This is a genomic window from Xanthomonas sp. WHRI 10204 (assembly GCF_040202875.1).
Lineage (GTDB): Bacteria > Pseudomonadota > Gammaproteobacteria > Xanthomonadales > Xanthomonadaceae > Xanthomonas.
Window position 1 is genome coordinate 2,017,027 of record NZ_JBEGDW010000001.1, and the last position, 13,523, is coordinate 2,030,549.

The 13,523-nt window shown below is 68.3% G+C and carries 12 protein-coding genes; all 12 read right to left on the minus strand.

Features of this window, described 5'->3' with window-relative positions; all coding sequences use genetic code 11:
* Positions 1 to 495 precede the first annotated feature (495 nt).
* Positions 496 to 1,959, minus strand: a complete 1,464-nt coding sequence (locus ABQZ00_RS08900; RefSeq protein WP_323537050.1) for a DNA cytosine methyltransferase — start codon at positions 1,957 to 1,959, stop codon at positions 496 to 498.
* Between the two features lie 521 nt (positions 1,960 to 2,480).
* Positions 2,481 to 4,523, minus strand: coding sequence for a DNA topoisomerase III (locus tag ABQZ00_RS08905; protein ID WP_323537049.1), 2,043 nt, complete (start codon positions 4,521 to 4,523; stop codon positions 2,481 to 2,483).
* Positions 4,524 to 4,697: 174 nt separating this feature from the next.
* Positions 4,698 to 5,084 carry a single-stranded DNA-binding protein gene (locus ABQZ00_RS08910; protein ID WP_228316139.1) on the minus strand — a complete coding sequence of 129 codons (387 nt, stop codon included), beginning with the start codon at positions 5,082 to 5,084 and terminating at the stop codon, positions 4,698 to 4,700.
* Between the two features lie 131 nt (positions 5,085 to 5,215).
* Positions 5,216 to 5,755, minus strand: a complete 540-nt coding sequence (locus ABQZ00_RS08915) for a DUF3158 family protein (RefSeq protein WP_323537048.1) — start codon at positions 5,753 to 5,755, stop codon at positions 5,216 to 5,218.
* Positions 5,752 to 6,573 carry a PFL_4669 family integrating conjugative element protein gene (locus ABQZ00_RS08920; RefSeq protein WP_503064255.1) on the minus strand — a complete coding sequence of 274 codons (822 nt, stop codon included), beginning with the start codon at positions 6,571 to 6,573 and terminating at the stop codon, positions 5,752 to 5,754. The genes ABQZ00_RS08915 and ABQZ00_RS08920 overlap by 4 nt, the downstream gene beginning before the upstream one ends.
* 354 nt (positions 6,574 to 6,927) lie before the next feature.
* Positions 6,928 to 8,190 carry an STY4528 family pathogenicity island replication protein gene (locus tag ABQZ00_RS08925; protein WP_323537047.1) on the minus strand — a complete coding sequence of 421 codons (1,263 nt, stop codon included), beginning with the start codon at positions 8,188 to 8,190 and terminating at the stop codon, positions 6,928 to 6,930.
* A gap of 4 nt (positions 8,191 to 8,194) precedes the next feature.
* Positions 8,195 to 8,755 (minus strand): DUF2857 domain-containing protein, encoded by a 561-nt coding sequence (locus ABQZ00_RS08930; protein WP_323537046.1) that lies wholly within the window; start codon positions 8,753 to 8,755, stop codon positions 8,195 to 8,197.
* A gap of 13 nt (positions 8,756 to 8,768) precedes the next feature.
* On the minus strand, positions 8,769 to 10,406 hold the full coding sequence (locus tag ABQZ00_RS08935; RefSeq protein ID WP_349775718.1) for a ParB family protein: 1,638 nt from the start codon (positions 10,404 to 10,406) through the stop codon (positions 8,769 to 8,771).
* A 246-nt stretch (positions 10,407 to 10,652) separates the two neighbouring features.
* The gene (locus ABQZ00_RS08940; RefSeq protein WP_323537426.1) at positions 10,653 to 11,504 is read right to left on the minus strand and encodes a ParA family protein; all 852 of its coding nucleotides are present in this window, start codon (positions 11,502 to 11,504) and stop codon (positions 10,653 to 10,655) included.
* A 35-nt stretch (positions 11,505 to 11,539) separates the two neighbouring features.
* Positions 11,540 to 11,773 (minus strand): AlpA family transcriptional regulator, encoded by a 234-nt coding sequence (locus ABQZ00_RS08945; RefSeq protein ID WP_323537044.1) that lies wholly within the window; start codon positions 11,771 to 11,773, stop codon positions 11,540 to 11,542.
* Between the two features lie 58 nt (positions 11,774 to 11,831).
* Complete coding sequence (locus ABQZ00_RS08950) at positions 11,832 to 12,674, minus strand: hypothetical protein (protein ID WP_323537043.1); 843 nt, start codon at positions 12,672 to 12,674, stop codon at positions 11,832 to 11,834.
* 389 nt (positions 12,675 to 13,063) lie between these two features.
* Positions 13,064 to 13,465 (minus strand): DUF2628 domain-containing protein, encoded by a 402-nt coding sequence (locus tag ABQZ00_RS08955; protein WP_323537042.1) that lies wholly within the window; start codon positions 13,463 to 13,465, stop codon positions 13,064 to 13,066.
* Between the last annotated feature and the right edge of the window lie 58 nt (positions 13,466 to 13,523).

The window sequence follows — 13,523 nt, forward strand, 5'->3', positions numbered from 1 at the left end:
TCTCCTCGCAGCAGGGGGGGCGGGCTCCGGGACCCTTCCCGGCGCACCGGTCTCCACTTCGTCCAGAAGTCGCATGGCATGCGCGTAAGCCCAGCGCTCCACAGAGCGCATCGCCCCTGCGAGTGGAAGTGGGCGTGTGGGTAGCTGGCTGTTCTCTCGTCGTGCCGATTACGTTCGCAGTCCAGCGCCCGTCAGGAAACACCGTCTTGCTCACGCTCGCGACAATAGCGCGATGGCACCGCAGCCAGGTCTTGCCCCACTGGTTGGTGTCCCACGCAAAGTGTTCGGGCAGCGGCATGCGGGCCATGCTATCGGCCAGCGTCTCATCGGCGGAGACGCCGCCTGAATCGTTCGGTTGCCGGATCGGCGCTGCTCAAGCGCCCCTCGGGTCGAGCGGTCAATGGCCCCGGGTCGGCAGCGCCATCCTCGCGCATCGGCCCGGGCCTGCACCATCGGGAACCAGCCCTGGGCAGGGTCGGGTTTTCTGACAATGCGTCAGGGGGCTCCCGACATGGCGCGCTGCAGCCGCGCGCCGATCCAGGCGACACACGGTACGGCCATCGAGTTGCCGATGGCCTTGTAGCGCGGCCCATCCGCCGCGGGCTTGCCGCGGTAGGGCACCAGCGTGTGATCGTCCGGCATGCCCTGCAGTCGCTCACACTCGCGTGGCATGAGCCGCCGCACGCGCCAGCGTAGGCCCCAGCTGCCGACGCCGGCCGGTTCGCACACAAAGTGGTCTTCGTGGGTCGCGGGCTGCAGCACCATGGGATGCCCCTGGCCCGGCTTCCCGCCGGCAGTGGAGAGCGTGCCCGCGATCTTTCCGTGGCCGCCCTCACACCGCAGCTCGTCGCGGGAGTTCTGTGCGAATGCGATCGCCGGGACAACACCGCCGTTTCCGTGGCCGGATCGGTGGCCCCCGGCCCGCAAGGTCGGACACCGCCCGCTAAGCGCGTCGGCACCGTTGCCTTGCGCAGTGAATGCGATGATGGGCACGCCCTTGCCCGTGCCGTCCTCGCCGCTCCCCTTGCCGCCGTTGGCCGTGTCCAGCGTGTGGCTGATGCGTCCGGCCACCGACTGCACGAGAACCGTCTCGGTGCACAGGTCATGCCGGGGGCCGGCGGCCATGAGGCAGGCCGAGACATCAACAGGCCCCTGGCCGTTGCCGAAGCCGAGCGACACGGTGACCTGGCCGTAGGGCGACTTCAGCCCTGTTGGGCCGCCTGCTCGCGCAGGGCGTGGTCCAGCAGCGCCGGCAGCGCCTTGCCACGGTGCGCGGCCCGGCGAAGGATCCCCGCGCAGGCTTTCGCGCTCAAATAGTATTTCGGCGGGATCGATGTGGTCTCCACCACTTGCCACAAGAAACACGCGGCGGCGGCGCTGGGCGACGCCGAAATATTGGGCGTCGAGCACGCGCCAGGCGATGCGCCGGCGCGGTCCAGACACACAACCTGCGTTCGTCCACCGCGGCCCTGGCGGTTCGAGCGCACGGTCTTCGCCGGCCAATGCGCCCAGCAGGCAGCCAAAGGCATTGCCGCGGTCGCTGAGGACGCCCGGGACGTTTTCCCAGACGAGCGTGGCGAGCGGGCGGTGGGAACGGGCGCGGACTTGGTCGATGGCATTGGCGATCTCCACATAGGCCAGGGTGAGCGCGCCGCGGGGATCGGCGAGTCCCTGGCGGGCGCCGGCGACGCTGAAGGACTGGCAGGGCGTGCCGCCCACCAGGATGTCGGGCGCGGCAATGGCACGCGCGCGGATGCGATGCGCCAGCTGCGTCATGTCGCCCAGGTTGGGTACGCGGGGGTGGCGGTGGGCGAGCACTGCGCTTGCAAACGGATCGGTCTCGGCGAACCACGCGGGCACGAGGCCGAGCGGTTGCCAGGCGAGGCTGGCCGCCTCGATGCCGCTGCACACGCTGCCGTACTCCAATGCGGTGGTGGTGGTTGCGGGGTTGGGTTCCATGGGGGTCTCCTGTTCGCGGTGGGGGGGGAAGTCAGGAAAGGCGGCAAACCGGAAGAAGACGCCGGAGACCGTGGGTCTCCGGCTCGCGAGGAAGCGACCACCCGTGGACTGGCACAGCACGCGGTCGTCGGTAGAACCGTCCGCTGTCGCAGCCTTCACCCGGCCCGTGTCGTGGCTGGGGCCGACAATCCCTGGCACGCATCCGCGCACAAAGGGCACCTGTTGTTTCACCGGTAGGCGCCGGCATGGACTGCCGTGGACCCAGCGGGTCTCCAGGCGGCTCGCACCGCAAGGCGCCTGGGGACCCGCCGGAACCACGGGAACACGCGATGAGGTCGTCCCGCTGGTGCGGGCTGGGCAGGAAGACGCCTTCACGCCGGCCGGTGCACGAAGGCCGTGCCGGCGGGCACACGTTGCAGAAGGCTTGAGCGTGCTGGGGCCTCGCGGGGGCGCGAGGACAACAACGCATCGGCGCGGGGGGCGATGCGAGCGGGTGAGGTGCCTGTCGGGACGTCGGGGCGCTAGTGGGAGCGCCGGCGCGGGGTGCGTGCCGCGGCGCCGTTGCCGCCGCTGGCGCGGCGCGTCTTGGGACGAGCGATGGGGAGAGTGCCCTTGCAGTCGGGATAGCGCGAGCACGACCAAAAGGCACCGGTCTTGCCGCTGCGCTGGCGCGTGGCCGCGCCGCACAGCGGGCAGTCGGGGCCCTGGGGAATGCGGATGGCCAACGTCGCGCCGCGGTACTGCTGCACCAACTGCACGACCCAGGCGGACTGCTTCTCGACGAACGTGTCCAGGCGCATCTGGCCCGATTCGATCATGTCCAGGGCCTGCTCCCAGATCGCGGTCGTGCCGGGATCGGTGATCGCCGCCGGCACCGCATCGATGAGCGTCATGGCGGTGTCCGAGGCGCGGACCGTGCGTCCTTTCTTGAGCAGGTAGCCGCGGCCGAGCAGGCCGCTGATGATGTTGGCGCGCGTCGCCTCGGTGCCGATGCCGGTCGTCTCCTTGAGCTTTTGCTTCAGGCGCGGGTCCGTGACCAGCTTGGCGACGGTCTTCATCGCCTTGACCAGTTCGCCTTGCGTGTACGGCCTGGGGGGCTGGGTCTGCAGCGACTGCAAATCGAGGGCCTCGACCCGGCACGCCGTCCCTTCGCGCAGCAACGGCAAGACTTGGTCGCGTGGCCCTGCGTCGTCCGTCTCGGCGCCCGCATACTGCGGCGGGGAGGGCGGTGCTGTGATGGCCAAATGCCAGCCTGGCACGGCGATCTGCTTGCCGACGGCCTGCAGTGCCTGGCCGTCGCTGGTGAACCGCGCCGTGGTGCGATCGAATTCGTGGTGGGGAAGGAACTGGGCGAGATAGTGCGCGCGGATCAGCCGGTAGACCGAGAGCTCCTTCTCGCCCATGGCGGACAGGTCGGCCGGCTCGAGCGTGGGGATGATCCCGGGATGCGCCGTGATCTTGGCGTCGTTCCATGCGCGCGAACGCTGGGTGGGATCGAGCTGGGCGATCAGCGGGCGCAGGCTGGGATCGGTCTGGACCAGGCTGTCGAGAACCCGGGGCACTTCGGCGAGCATGCTGTCCGGCAGGTAGCCCGAGTCGGTGCGCGGGTACGTCGTGGCCTTGTGCGTTTCGTAGAGCGCTTGCGCGATGTCGAGGGTTTCCTGCACGTCCAGTCCGAGGCGCCGGGAGCAAACCTCCTGCAACGTGCTCAAGTCGAACGGCAGCGGAGGTCCCTCGCGCACCCGTTCGGTATCGATGCCGACCACTTGCGCCGCTCCTGCGGCGCGGATGCGATCGGCCGCCTGCCGCGCCACCGCGGGCTGCAGGCACCGGCCGGCCTCGTCGGTGCAGCCCGCCGGCGGCGTCCAGCGCGCAGTGAACGTCTTTCCGCAGGTGGACAGCGAGACCTCGATGGACCAGAACGGCACCGGCACGAAGGCGACGATCGCCCGGTCGCGGTCGACCACCAGCTTGAGCGTGGGGGTCTGCACGCGCCCGACGGACAGCACGCCGTCGTAGCCGGCCTGCCGGCCGAGCAGGGTGAACAGGCGACTGAGGTTCATGCCGATCAACCAATCGGCACGCGAGCGCGCGAGCGCGCAGTGGTAGAGCGGCAGCGTCTCGTCCGAAGTCCGCAGCGCGCCCAGCGCCTTGCGGATCGAGGCATCGTTGAGCGCCGACAGCCACAGGCGCTTGATCGGTCCGCGGTAGCCGCAGTAGTCGATCAACTCGCGGGCGATCATCTCGCCCTCGCGGTCCGCATCGGTGGCGATCACCAGTTCGGTGGCCTGTGCCAACAGTTGCCGGACGACTTTGAATTGCGCGGCGGTCTGGGTCTTGACGACCCACTGCCAGCGCTGGGGAAGGATGGGCAGCGTCTCCAGCGCCCAGCGCTGGTACTGCTCGCCGTAGGCCTCCGGGGGAGCGGCCTCGATCAGGTGGCCGATGCCCCAGGTGACCTTGATGCCCGGGCCGGCGTAGCAGCCCGCCTCGCGCTGGATTGCGCCCAGGACCTTGGCGATGTCCTTGCCTTGGGAAGGCTTCTCGCACAGAACCACGCGCATGATGCCTCCCGAAGGTGCGTGACGGTCATCGAATGGCCATCAGCATTCCGGGCTTGCTCGCACACCGCAGCCAACAACGCGCACGCCGCGGCCACCGCGTTGCGCCGCCCGGCCCCCGGCCAGGCGAGGCAGCGCCGTCGCAGGTGTCGACCCGGGGGTGGGATTGCGCATGGGTCAATCGCCGGCGGTGCCCGGCTTCGGGCTGAGCGCCACGGACTCCAGTCGGTAGGGCAGGATGCCGACGCTGCGCGCGTTGATCCGGTACGTCGTGCGCGGCTGGTTGTCGCTGTCGGTCCAGTCGTCGCGCTCCTGGCGGCCGCGGACCATCACGCGCATGCCTTTGGCAAAGAGCGTGGCCCAGTGCTCGGCATCGCGGTGCCACCACTCCACCGGCGCCCAGTACCCTCCGCGATCATCGAACGAGCCGTCCTTGTTGGGAACGGGATTGTCGAAGTACACGTTCAGGCGCAGGACGCGGCGCGGCTCGTCGTTGCCGTTGGGATACTCGTCGAACTCGGGGGGCGAGCCGATGTTGCCTTCGCCGCTGAAATACGTGCTCATGGGATCAGTCTCCAGGTGGGTTGAAAGGACTGCACGGCAGTCGCCGATGCAGGTGTCGCGGATCGGTCAAGCGCCGGGTCTGGCGCAGGTTGCTGCCTTGGCGGTGCGTCCTGGCGCCGTCGCTGCTGCGTTCATGGCGCAGCACCTTCGGTGCGGGAGGGCAGGCCCCTGCGGCGCAGATGGCAGTCGTGGGCTTGTTCCAGCTTGGCTGCGCAATCCAGGGCCTGGCGGCCCAGCGTGTGCAGCAGGCTCACCTGCATGTTCAGCACCACGCGCTCTACCTCCATCGCGTACAGGTCGTCGACCAGGCTGTCCGGTGTCGCGGGGTTCGCCATCAGGTCTTGCCACAGCGCCACGCCCATCGCCGAGCGATCGTGGCTGCGCCAGCGCAAAAAACGCGTGCCTGCGCCAGTGGTTTGCTGGGCCAGCTGGACCGGCAGCAGCAGGAAGGGATACCGGCTCGCCTGCGCCAGCACGCGCTGCTGCGCCAGGGTGGCGAGGTCGTCGCGCAGCGCGTGGCACTCGCTGGCCCAGTGCATCAAAGGCCCCTTACCTTTAAAAGGCTGTAAAAGGCCTTTTAGAGAGGCCGCCTGTCGCAGATTGCGGAAGTCCGTCTGTTCCAGCGGCACGAAGCGGCGGCCCGGTGCGCTCGTGGTTGATGCGTGGTTCATGCCGGCGTGCCCCCGCCATCCTCGGCGTCAGTGGCGGCCGACGGGCTGTCTTCAGCAGTGCTTGGCATGGCGAGGCGATCGCCATCGCCATCGCTTCCGTCGCTGACGCTGCTGCGCGCGGGCGCCGCCAATGCCGAGCGCCGCACGATCGGTGGCGCATAGCGGGAGCGGCGCGTGCCTTCGAGCACGTCCTGCGGCAGCTCGCCGAACTTCTCCAGCGCGGCGCGGGCAGCGGCGTTCTTGGCGGCGAAGTCGTCGCGCGTGCAGCCGGAGTAGCGGTACTGCTGCGCCAGCGAAAACAGGCTGCGCAGGGCATGGGCACCCTCGTTGAGCCAGCGTTCCAAGGTCGAGCGGTCGATGAGCGCGGTGTGGTGGGCCAGGATCAGCTTGCGCGCCAGTTCGTCGTAGTCGGCCAGCAGGTAGACCGCCATGAAGCCGAGTTGCGCATTGACGAACAGGGGCAGGCGGATGGGCTGCACGTTGAGGTTGTCGCCCAGCGACAGGGCAGGCGGCACGTCGGCGAGGGCGCTGTCCACCTGCTCGCGCAGTTGGCGCAGGGCGGTGTCGGTCTGCGCGAGCTTCTCCTCGATGCGAAGCATCCACCAGTCCGAGTACGGATCGTCCTGTTCGGCGCCGCGCTTCATCTTGTTCATCACGGCGATGTAGCCGTTGAGACCGACGATGCCCGGCCGTCCCTCGGCGGCGGCGCGGCCATGCCAGATGCGGGAGGCGTGGTGGGTGTGCAGCGTCAGCGACATCGCGCTGCGCAATGATCCGAGATTGAGCTGCAGGGCGGGGGATTGGGGGGCTTCGGCCATGGGACGACTCGCTGGGGGATGTACGAGCCGCTAGCGTCGTCGCGGGCAGGGAAGGCTGTCCGTGAACAAAACGCAGTCCGTGGCGGCCTGTTTTGCGCGGGTTGTCGGCGATGCGTGGCGCGTGCGCATTCGCGCGTGGCCGGCACGCGGCCGCCGGCGCCTTGGTGCCAGGGAAGGCTCCCTGTTGCGCCTATACCCTGGGTCTAGCGCCATGGACGGCCAGGGATGTCTGCGGACCCCGCGTGGGCCGTGTGCGATTCCCCGTTGCGCTTGCGCGTCGCCCTGAGCCGCAGGAAGGCGGTGTGTTCCGTTGATACCCGGGGTCTGATTCCGCCAAGCGCCACGGCGTTCTGCTCAGGGGCCGCGCAGGATGGCCCGCAGCCGGTCCAGATGGGCCTGCACCACTTCGCGGCTCGCAGGCTTTGGAGCCGCAGGGGGCGGTGGCGCAGCCTGCGGTGGTGGTGGCGCTGTCGCAGGCGCGCCGCCACCGCTAGCGCCTGGGGCACCGGCCCGTGCGTTGAACTCTCCGCGCAGGGCTTTCTGGATGATGCCGAACAGGTAGCCCGCCGGGCTGCGCACCGCGCTGTCCCGGCAGCGCGCGGCCCACTCGTCGAGCACGGCCTGGCGCTGAGCCGCCGGCACCTGCTCCAGGGCCACCAGCGCGCCGGCTTGCTGCTCGTCCTTCAAGCGAAGAAACAGCGCAGGCAGGCGCAGGTCCGTGCGCTCGTGCACCCGCGGTACCGTACGTATTTCTGAGAGAGAACTACTACGTACTGTACGGTCCCGCTTCGGATTCCGAAGGGGGGCCTGCGACGGGGTTGGGCGCCCGGCATCGGAATCCGAAGCGGGGGCATCGGCCATCCGAAGGCGGCCTTGTGCACCGCCTTCGGATTCGTGGGAGGGCGCCTCCTGTGGATAAGTGTCTACTCCATGCAAGGCATCCATCCCGCCACGGGCCAGGCGGTCGGAGAGCACCTGCAGCCGCGTGGGCAGCACGCGTCCGTTGAGCAACGGGTCCTCGGCGATTTCCTGCAACGTGTGCAGCCCGACCTGCTGCACGGCCTTGCTGGCGTGCGTGAGGGCCTGGCTGACCAGGCCGAGGTAGCCGGCGTCCAGTTGCATCGCCTCGAAGGGCGTGAGCGGTTCGTCGTGGAGCACGTACAGGTTGCCCAGGATGCGCCCGGTGCGCGGATCGCGGCGGCGGCGCACCAGGCTCAGCCAGCGCGTGAGTCGCAGCAGCGTGAGCGCACGCGCGACGGTCTCGGTGGAGGCCTTCGGTCCGCAGGGCATGGCCGACAGGTAGGGACGCAACTGCTCGTAGGTGGGCAATGCGGTGAGTCCATCGCCCTGCAGCTGCAGCCGGAACACCTGCCATGCATTGCGCTCCAGCGGCGTGAGCCGCCGGTCCAGGAACAGCGCGCGGGGGACGCTCTCCTGGCGGTTGCCGCTGTACAGGAACCCGTCCTGAAACGCGGGTGCGGACGGCGCGGCGGGAGGTGGCGGGAAGGCCCCTTCGGGTGGGCCGAGGGCAGGGGCCTGGACCTGACGCCAGGCCTCATCGAGTACGGCCGAGAGCGGGCGCGGTCCAGCCGGCCGGGGCGTCCCCGACGTCGCCATGGCCCTACACCAGTCCTTGCGCGATCCAGCCTTGTATCGCGGCCCACACGACCGACAGCGGGAGGGCCATGTCCTCGGCCAGGTCCATCGCGACGTCCAGCATCGCCATGTCGTCTTCGAGCGCGACGCCCCGCTCGCGCGCGGCGGCGCGCCAGCGCGCCCAGAGGTCGGCATCCTGCGCCTCGCTCAGGACCGGGTGGCGTCCCTTGCGCTTGGGCAGTCCGAGGATCTCGCGGCGCAGTGCCACTTCCTGGTGCGAGAGCCCGAAGAAGGTGCTGACCATTTCCGTGCTGGCGCCCAGGCGCAGCATGCGGTCCACCGTGGAGATCTCGCGCTCCACGTCCTGCACCTGGCCGAGCAGCCGCCGCACGACCTCGCGGTTGACCGTGACCGAACACCACGACACCGACGCGTTGAGCAGCACGCTCACCAGGTCGGGCCGCTTGAGCGCGGCCAGTTCGGCATCGCCGAAGCCCATCGAGCGGGCGCGGCGCAGCTGGCCGTTGCGCAGGTCGTGCAGCGCCTGTGCGATCACGGCCTGGTTGAGCGGGTGGGGTGCGGTCATGGCAGCAGGCCGGTCAGGTGGGCATCGCGTCGGCGCCGGCCTCGACTTCGGCCAGCCGGCGCGCCAGCCGCAGCAGGCGAAACAGCTTCACCAGGCCACTGTCGCTGAGCCGAGGCGCGATGCGGTGGGCGCGCAGCAGGGGCGCCATCGCCTCGGCCAGCGTGGGAGGTGCGGCAGGGGCCGCCGTTGCCGTGTATCCCGCCTCCAGCGCCTGCAGCAGCGCGAGCATGGCGTGGGCCAGGGGCGCTACTGCAGCGGCGTCTTCGTCGCATGCGAATCCCAGGCCGTGGTCGGTGGCGGCAACGCGGTCGGCCGCGCCGCCCTCGGCGGCGATCTCGCGCGCGAACTGCGCGATGTGCACGCGCAGGCGATCGGGGGAGTCCAGTCCGGGATCGATGTGCCAGACGTCCGAGATGGGGTAGAGGCCGCCGGCCTGCACCGGAATCGCCTGCACCACGTTGTCGGCGAAGGAGGGCGATGCCTCGCCATGGTGGTCGGCCACCAGCCTCTGCAGGGATTGCAGGCGCTCGGTGCTCGCGGCAGGGGAGACGACGTGCTCCTGCACGCGCGACACCATGGAATCCGGCGTGTCACTGGGCGAGGCGGATGCGGCAGGCTCCCCGGCCTGCGTGCTGGCCGCGCGCGGTGCGGATTCGGACGGCGCGCTGGGCGTTGCGCGGGGCGTTGCAGAGCGTGTTTCAAGGCCCGTGGATGCCGCTGCCTGCGGGACAGGCGGTGCCACGTCGCCCGGCTTCGGCGAGGGCGCAGGCACGCTCAGCAGGGCCCGCTGGCGGCTTTCCACGCCGGCGATGTCCAGGGCCAGCGTGTCGTAGTCCGCCTCCAGCCATTGCGCCATCTGCCCGATCAACTCGTCCTGCACGCGCTCGTAGGAAAAACCGTCCGGCAGCGCATCGAATCCCGCGAGCACCTCCTGGAACAGGTCCGCGAATTCCATCGCCGGCGCCTGCGCTGCGGCACGCTGCGCCCAGGCGTGCTCGGCAGCCTTGCGCAGTAGCGACAGCCGTTCGACCTGGTGACGCCCCAGGCCCGCATAGAGGACCGAGGGAATCGCGGGCAGCAGGTACTGCACGGCGTCTCGCATCCGGCTGATGTGCGGCTGCGGCACGGGGTAGCCATCGGCCGCCAGGCGCCGCGCGAGCTCCGCCTGCGTCATCGGCTTGCCGCCATGCTCCTGTTCGTAGAGTTCGCGGGCCTTCTCCACGCCGAGCGCGCGTTCGATGAAGGTCAGGCTCCCGTGCAGTTCGTTCTCGGCCAGGTGGCCGGTGAGCGCGATGATTTCGCCGCGGGCGGGCCAGGGCCGGAACAGGCAGGGAATGCGAAAGAACCGTTTCTCCTTGGTCTCGGCCCACAGCTCGCGCAGGATCGCCAGCCGCGTGTTGCCGCCGTTGCGGATCGTGTAGTGCGCCTCGCCCGGCCGGCGCGTGATCGCGGGCGCCGCATCGAGTCCGCGCTCGCGGATGGAGGCCTTGATCTCGGCATACAGCGGATTGACGGTGACGCGCGGGTTCAGGTCGTACGGGCGCAACTGGTCCAGCGTCACCACCATCGGCGTGTCGGCGATGGGGTCGCTGAGCGCCGAGGCGGCCGGGCCGCTGCGCTGGAAGGTCTCGGCCAGCAGCTGGCCGGCCATGTCTGCGTCCTGGTGCGCCATCACGGCCTCCCGCGCGGGTCAGGGCACGTCTCGTGCGCACGCTCGCGGTGCGAACGTTCGCTCGTGAGAGAGGCGTCGCCTGGCTCCCCCGGCATGCCGAGGTGGATGGCGGGCAGTCCCGGCTTGCACAGGCGCGGAAAGCCCTGTGCGCTGGCCACGAGCTCCCATCCTTCGCCGCGGGCGAACGCCACGAGCCGCTGCAGCGCGGTCCCGCGAGAGGGCGTATCAGTTCGCCGCGGCATGGGTCGCCTTCCCCGTGACCTGCTCGAAGCGGTCGCGCCACTGCGGGAACAGTTCGCTCGCGAGCGCGCGCTGGCTCTCCAGCGCCGCGGGTGCCGAGCGGCCGTGGGGACGCCGGCTCTCGACGCGGTGCACGGGCAGGCCGCGCAGCGCGGCCTTGGGGTACGCCTCGATCGCCGGGATCGAGGTGTCCAGTACCTGGATGCCGGGGCGCTGCTGGAAGATGCCGCGCAGCGCCTGCTGGATCTGCCGCGCGTTGGCCGAGACCGGGTGGACCCGGTTGATGAGCAAGCGCAAGGGCGGTGGCTCGATGCCCAGATGGCGGTACGGAGCGATCTCCTGCATCAAATTCAGGGTGCCGCGCTGCAACTCGCGCGCGGCGAGGATCTCCGGCGTGACCGGCGACAGCGACAGGTCCGAGGCCAGCACGGCCATTTCCAGCAAGACGCTGCGCGCGCCCTGCGTGTCGATCAGCAGCAGGTCGTAGTGCGGCCGAAAGATGCCGAGCAGGTTGCGCAGGCGCAGCCGGCCATCGGCCGCATGCAGCAGCAGCGTGTTCAACTGGCCCTGCGCGTCGTTGGAGATCACCACGTCCAGGCCGCTCACGGCGGTGCGCGAGACGAGCACGGCGAGGTCCTGCGCATTGAAGGCCAGCAGTTCGTAGATGCCGCCGGCCGCGCGCCGATCGAGGGAGAAGTAGCTCGACAGGGTGGGCTGGATGTCCAGGTCCATCAGCAGCACGCGCAGGCCGGCGTCCGCCATGAATCCGCCCAGGTTGGCGGCGGTCGTGGTCTTGCCGACGCCGCCTTTGGTCGAAATGATCGAGACGACCTGCATCGCGTGCGCGGCGCTCCCGTGGGCGTGCGTGGTGCTCATGCGCGTTTCCGGCCGGCGAGCCACTGATCGATTTCATCCTCGTACCAGCCGACGGCGCGCACACCCAGGCGCACGCGCTGGGGGAACTTCTGGTCTTTCATCAGGCTGTAGATGTGGGCGCGTTTGAAGCCGGTCCGGGCTTCGACGTCCGCACGGCGCAGGATGCGGCGGCTGTGCTGCGTTGGGACCGTGGCGGGCGTGTTGCCCGAAGGCGTGCTGTACGAGGACATGGTGGCCATTCCTGACGCTTACTGGCGTTGTTCAGACAGGCGGCCAGTGGAATCTGCTTCAGTCTCGTTGAACACCGCCAATGCGGTTTTCGCGACCGCACATACGGTCTTGCGCTGGAGGTGGCTGGCGTGCATTGATCTGCCGCTTGGCGCGTGCGAACTTGCCCTGCAGTGTGCGTTCCGTCAGCCCCATCAGCCCGTCGTTATGGGCCATTAGTGCGCTGATGACGGCCTCCTGGGTACGAAAGCTGGAGTACGGCTTTCCGGAAGGCGCCTTGCCAAGCAGTAAGTCCAATAGCGCGCCGATAATATTGAGGTAGGTCGTCTCTGCACGCTCGCTGAGCGCTGAGGCTGACGGGGAAATAGGCCCAGTGGCTTGCCGCGACAGCAATGCGTCGTAGCGCGCCTGCAGCGATCGGGCGTCTTGCTGGCACTGGCGTAACAGCGCATGCGTTGCCGCCTGCTCGGCCAGCATCGCTTGGCCAGTTTCCAATGTGATGATGGGGTGCGCCGCGCGCTCGGAGGCTGTGAAGAGAAATCGCGGGCGTTGGCCTGGATAGCAACGTTGCATCCATTCTCGGAGCGCCGTGTGCCGTACGGTCAGTCGCGTCTGATCAATGTCGTCTTCAGTGCCATTGCCTGCCCTCGTACCACGGGCAGTCAGTCCGTCGTATCCATACGCCAGCTCATCGTTGAGGATGCCATCGTAGATGCGCTCGGCATTCAGCCGCAGCAGGGGCCAACGCGGGAAGTCATGGAGGGTGGGCGTCTGGCGCTCACCGAGGACATCCAGGATCATTGCTTCGTGACGGTGCAGGCCACTCCATCGGATCGCTGCTTCGATGGGGCGGTAATACACTTTGCATAATGGGCTCGATCGTGCTTCGTTTTTTGAGAACATGTGTCGCAACTCCATTGCGAACTCCTGCGTCCCCCTGTCGCGCGTGATCTATCCTCCAGCATTCCATGGCAGGGTGATTCGTGGCGGATTCGAGCTTGTGTACTTGACCACGGCCCCTGGCCGTTTCATTTTCATCCGCATTGTTGGTAGGAGTTCGAACTACGGGAATAAGGCTGCATCGCAGCCTGCGTGGTATCGGAAACGCCTGTTGTTGCTTGCACGCAATGACTCTCACATTGCACATGCTCTTGTGTTCCACCAGATAGAATCTGCGCTGGCCACCGCGGGGTAAATCCCCCCGCAGTGGGTGTCCTGTAACGCGCTGTACGGCTCCGTGCGCCCTATTCGAACGCTAAAGAAAAAAGGGGCGCCCTATGCCGAGCATGTGCTTACCAACGTACCCCTTCCAGGGGATTCCAACTGGTACTGCCCTTGATCTTGTGAAGGTAGTAGGCGTAGTTGGCGGTCATCCCCACCAGCAGGGAATACGACAGGCCGAAAGCGCGCAGTACGTATTCCGGCAGGAATGAGCAAATGAAACCGACGACGAAGGAGACGCCGATCAGGACCAATGCCTTGCGCCACATTCCCAAAATGAAGTAATAGATGAACCCAAAGAAGAACGCGTAGAAGTTCATGTTGAGCTTGATCTTCTGCCCGAAGGACAACGTGCTGGATCGCATGGCTGCCTTGAAGGTAGAGGATTTCGGTTCGCCGTATCGATCATAGAAATCGAATCGGAATTGCCACTTGGGGCTGTACTGCGAATAGTCCTGCGCCGTGTCGTTCATTGCTGAGTCCTGCAGATAGAGAGGATGAGTCGATGAGATGTCGGCCCCTTGGCCGCGC

Excerpts from the sequence above, each read along its gene's own strand:
- ABQZ00_RS08945 (WP_323537044.1), bottom strand. The coding sequence starts at position 11,773 with ATGTCCTCGTACAGCACGCCTTCGGGCAACACGCCCGCCACGGTCCCA.
- ABQZ00_RS08920 (WP_503064255.1), bottom strand. The coding sequence starts at position 6,573 with ATGGCCGAAGCCCCCCAATCCCCCGCCCTGCAGCTCAATCTCGGATCA.
- ABQZ00_RS08950 (WP_323537043.1), bottom strand. The coding sequence starts at position 12,674 with ATGTTCTCAAAAAACGAAGCACGATCGAGCCCATTATGCAAAGTGTAT.
- ABQZ00_RS08905 (WP_323537049.1), bottom strand. The coding sequence starts at position 4,523 with ATGCGCGTGGTTCTGTGCGAGAAGCCTTCCCAAGGCAAGGACATCGCC.
- ABQZ00_RS08940 (WP_323537426.1), bottom strand. The coding sequence starts at position 11,504 with ATGCAGGTCGTCTCGATCATTTCGACCAAAGGCGGCGTCGGCAAGACC.
- ABQZ00_RS08915 (WP_323537048.1), bottom strand. The coding sequence starts at position 5,755 with ATGAACCACGCATCAACCACGAGCGCACCGGGCCGCCGCTTCGTGCCG.
- ABQZ00_RS08955 (WP_323537042.1), bottom strand. The coding sequence starts at position 13,465 with ATGAACGACACGGCGCAGGACTATTCGCAGTACAGCCCCAAGTGGCAA.
- ABQZ00_RS08910 (WP_228316139.1), bottom strand. The coding sequence starts at position 5,084 with ATGAGCACGTATTTCAGCGGCGAAGGCAACATCGGCTCGCCCCCCGAG.
- ABQZ00_RS08930 (WP_323537046.1), bottom strand. The coding sequence starts at position 8,755 with ATGACCGCACCCCACCCGCTCAACCAGGCCGTGATCGCACAGGCGCTG.
- ABQZ00_RS08900 (WP_323537050.1), bottom strand. The coding sequence starts at position 1,959 with ATGGAACCCAACCCCGCAACCACCACCACCGCATTGGAGTACGGCAGC.
- ABQZ00_RS08925 (WP_323537047.1), bottom strand. The coding sequence starts at position 8,190 with ATGGCGACGTCGGGGACGCCCCGGCCGGCTGGACCGCGCCCGCTCTCG.
- ABQZ00_RS08935 (WP_349775718.1), bottom strand. The coding sequence starts at position 10,406 with ATGGCCGGCCAGCTGCTGGCCGAGACCTTCCAGCGCAGCGGCCCGGCC.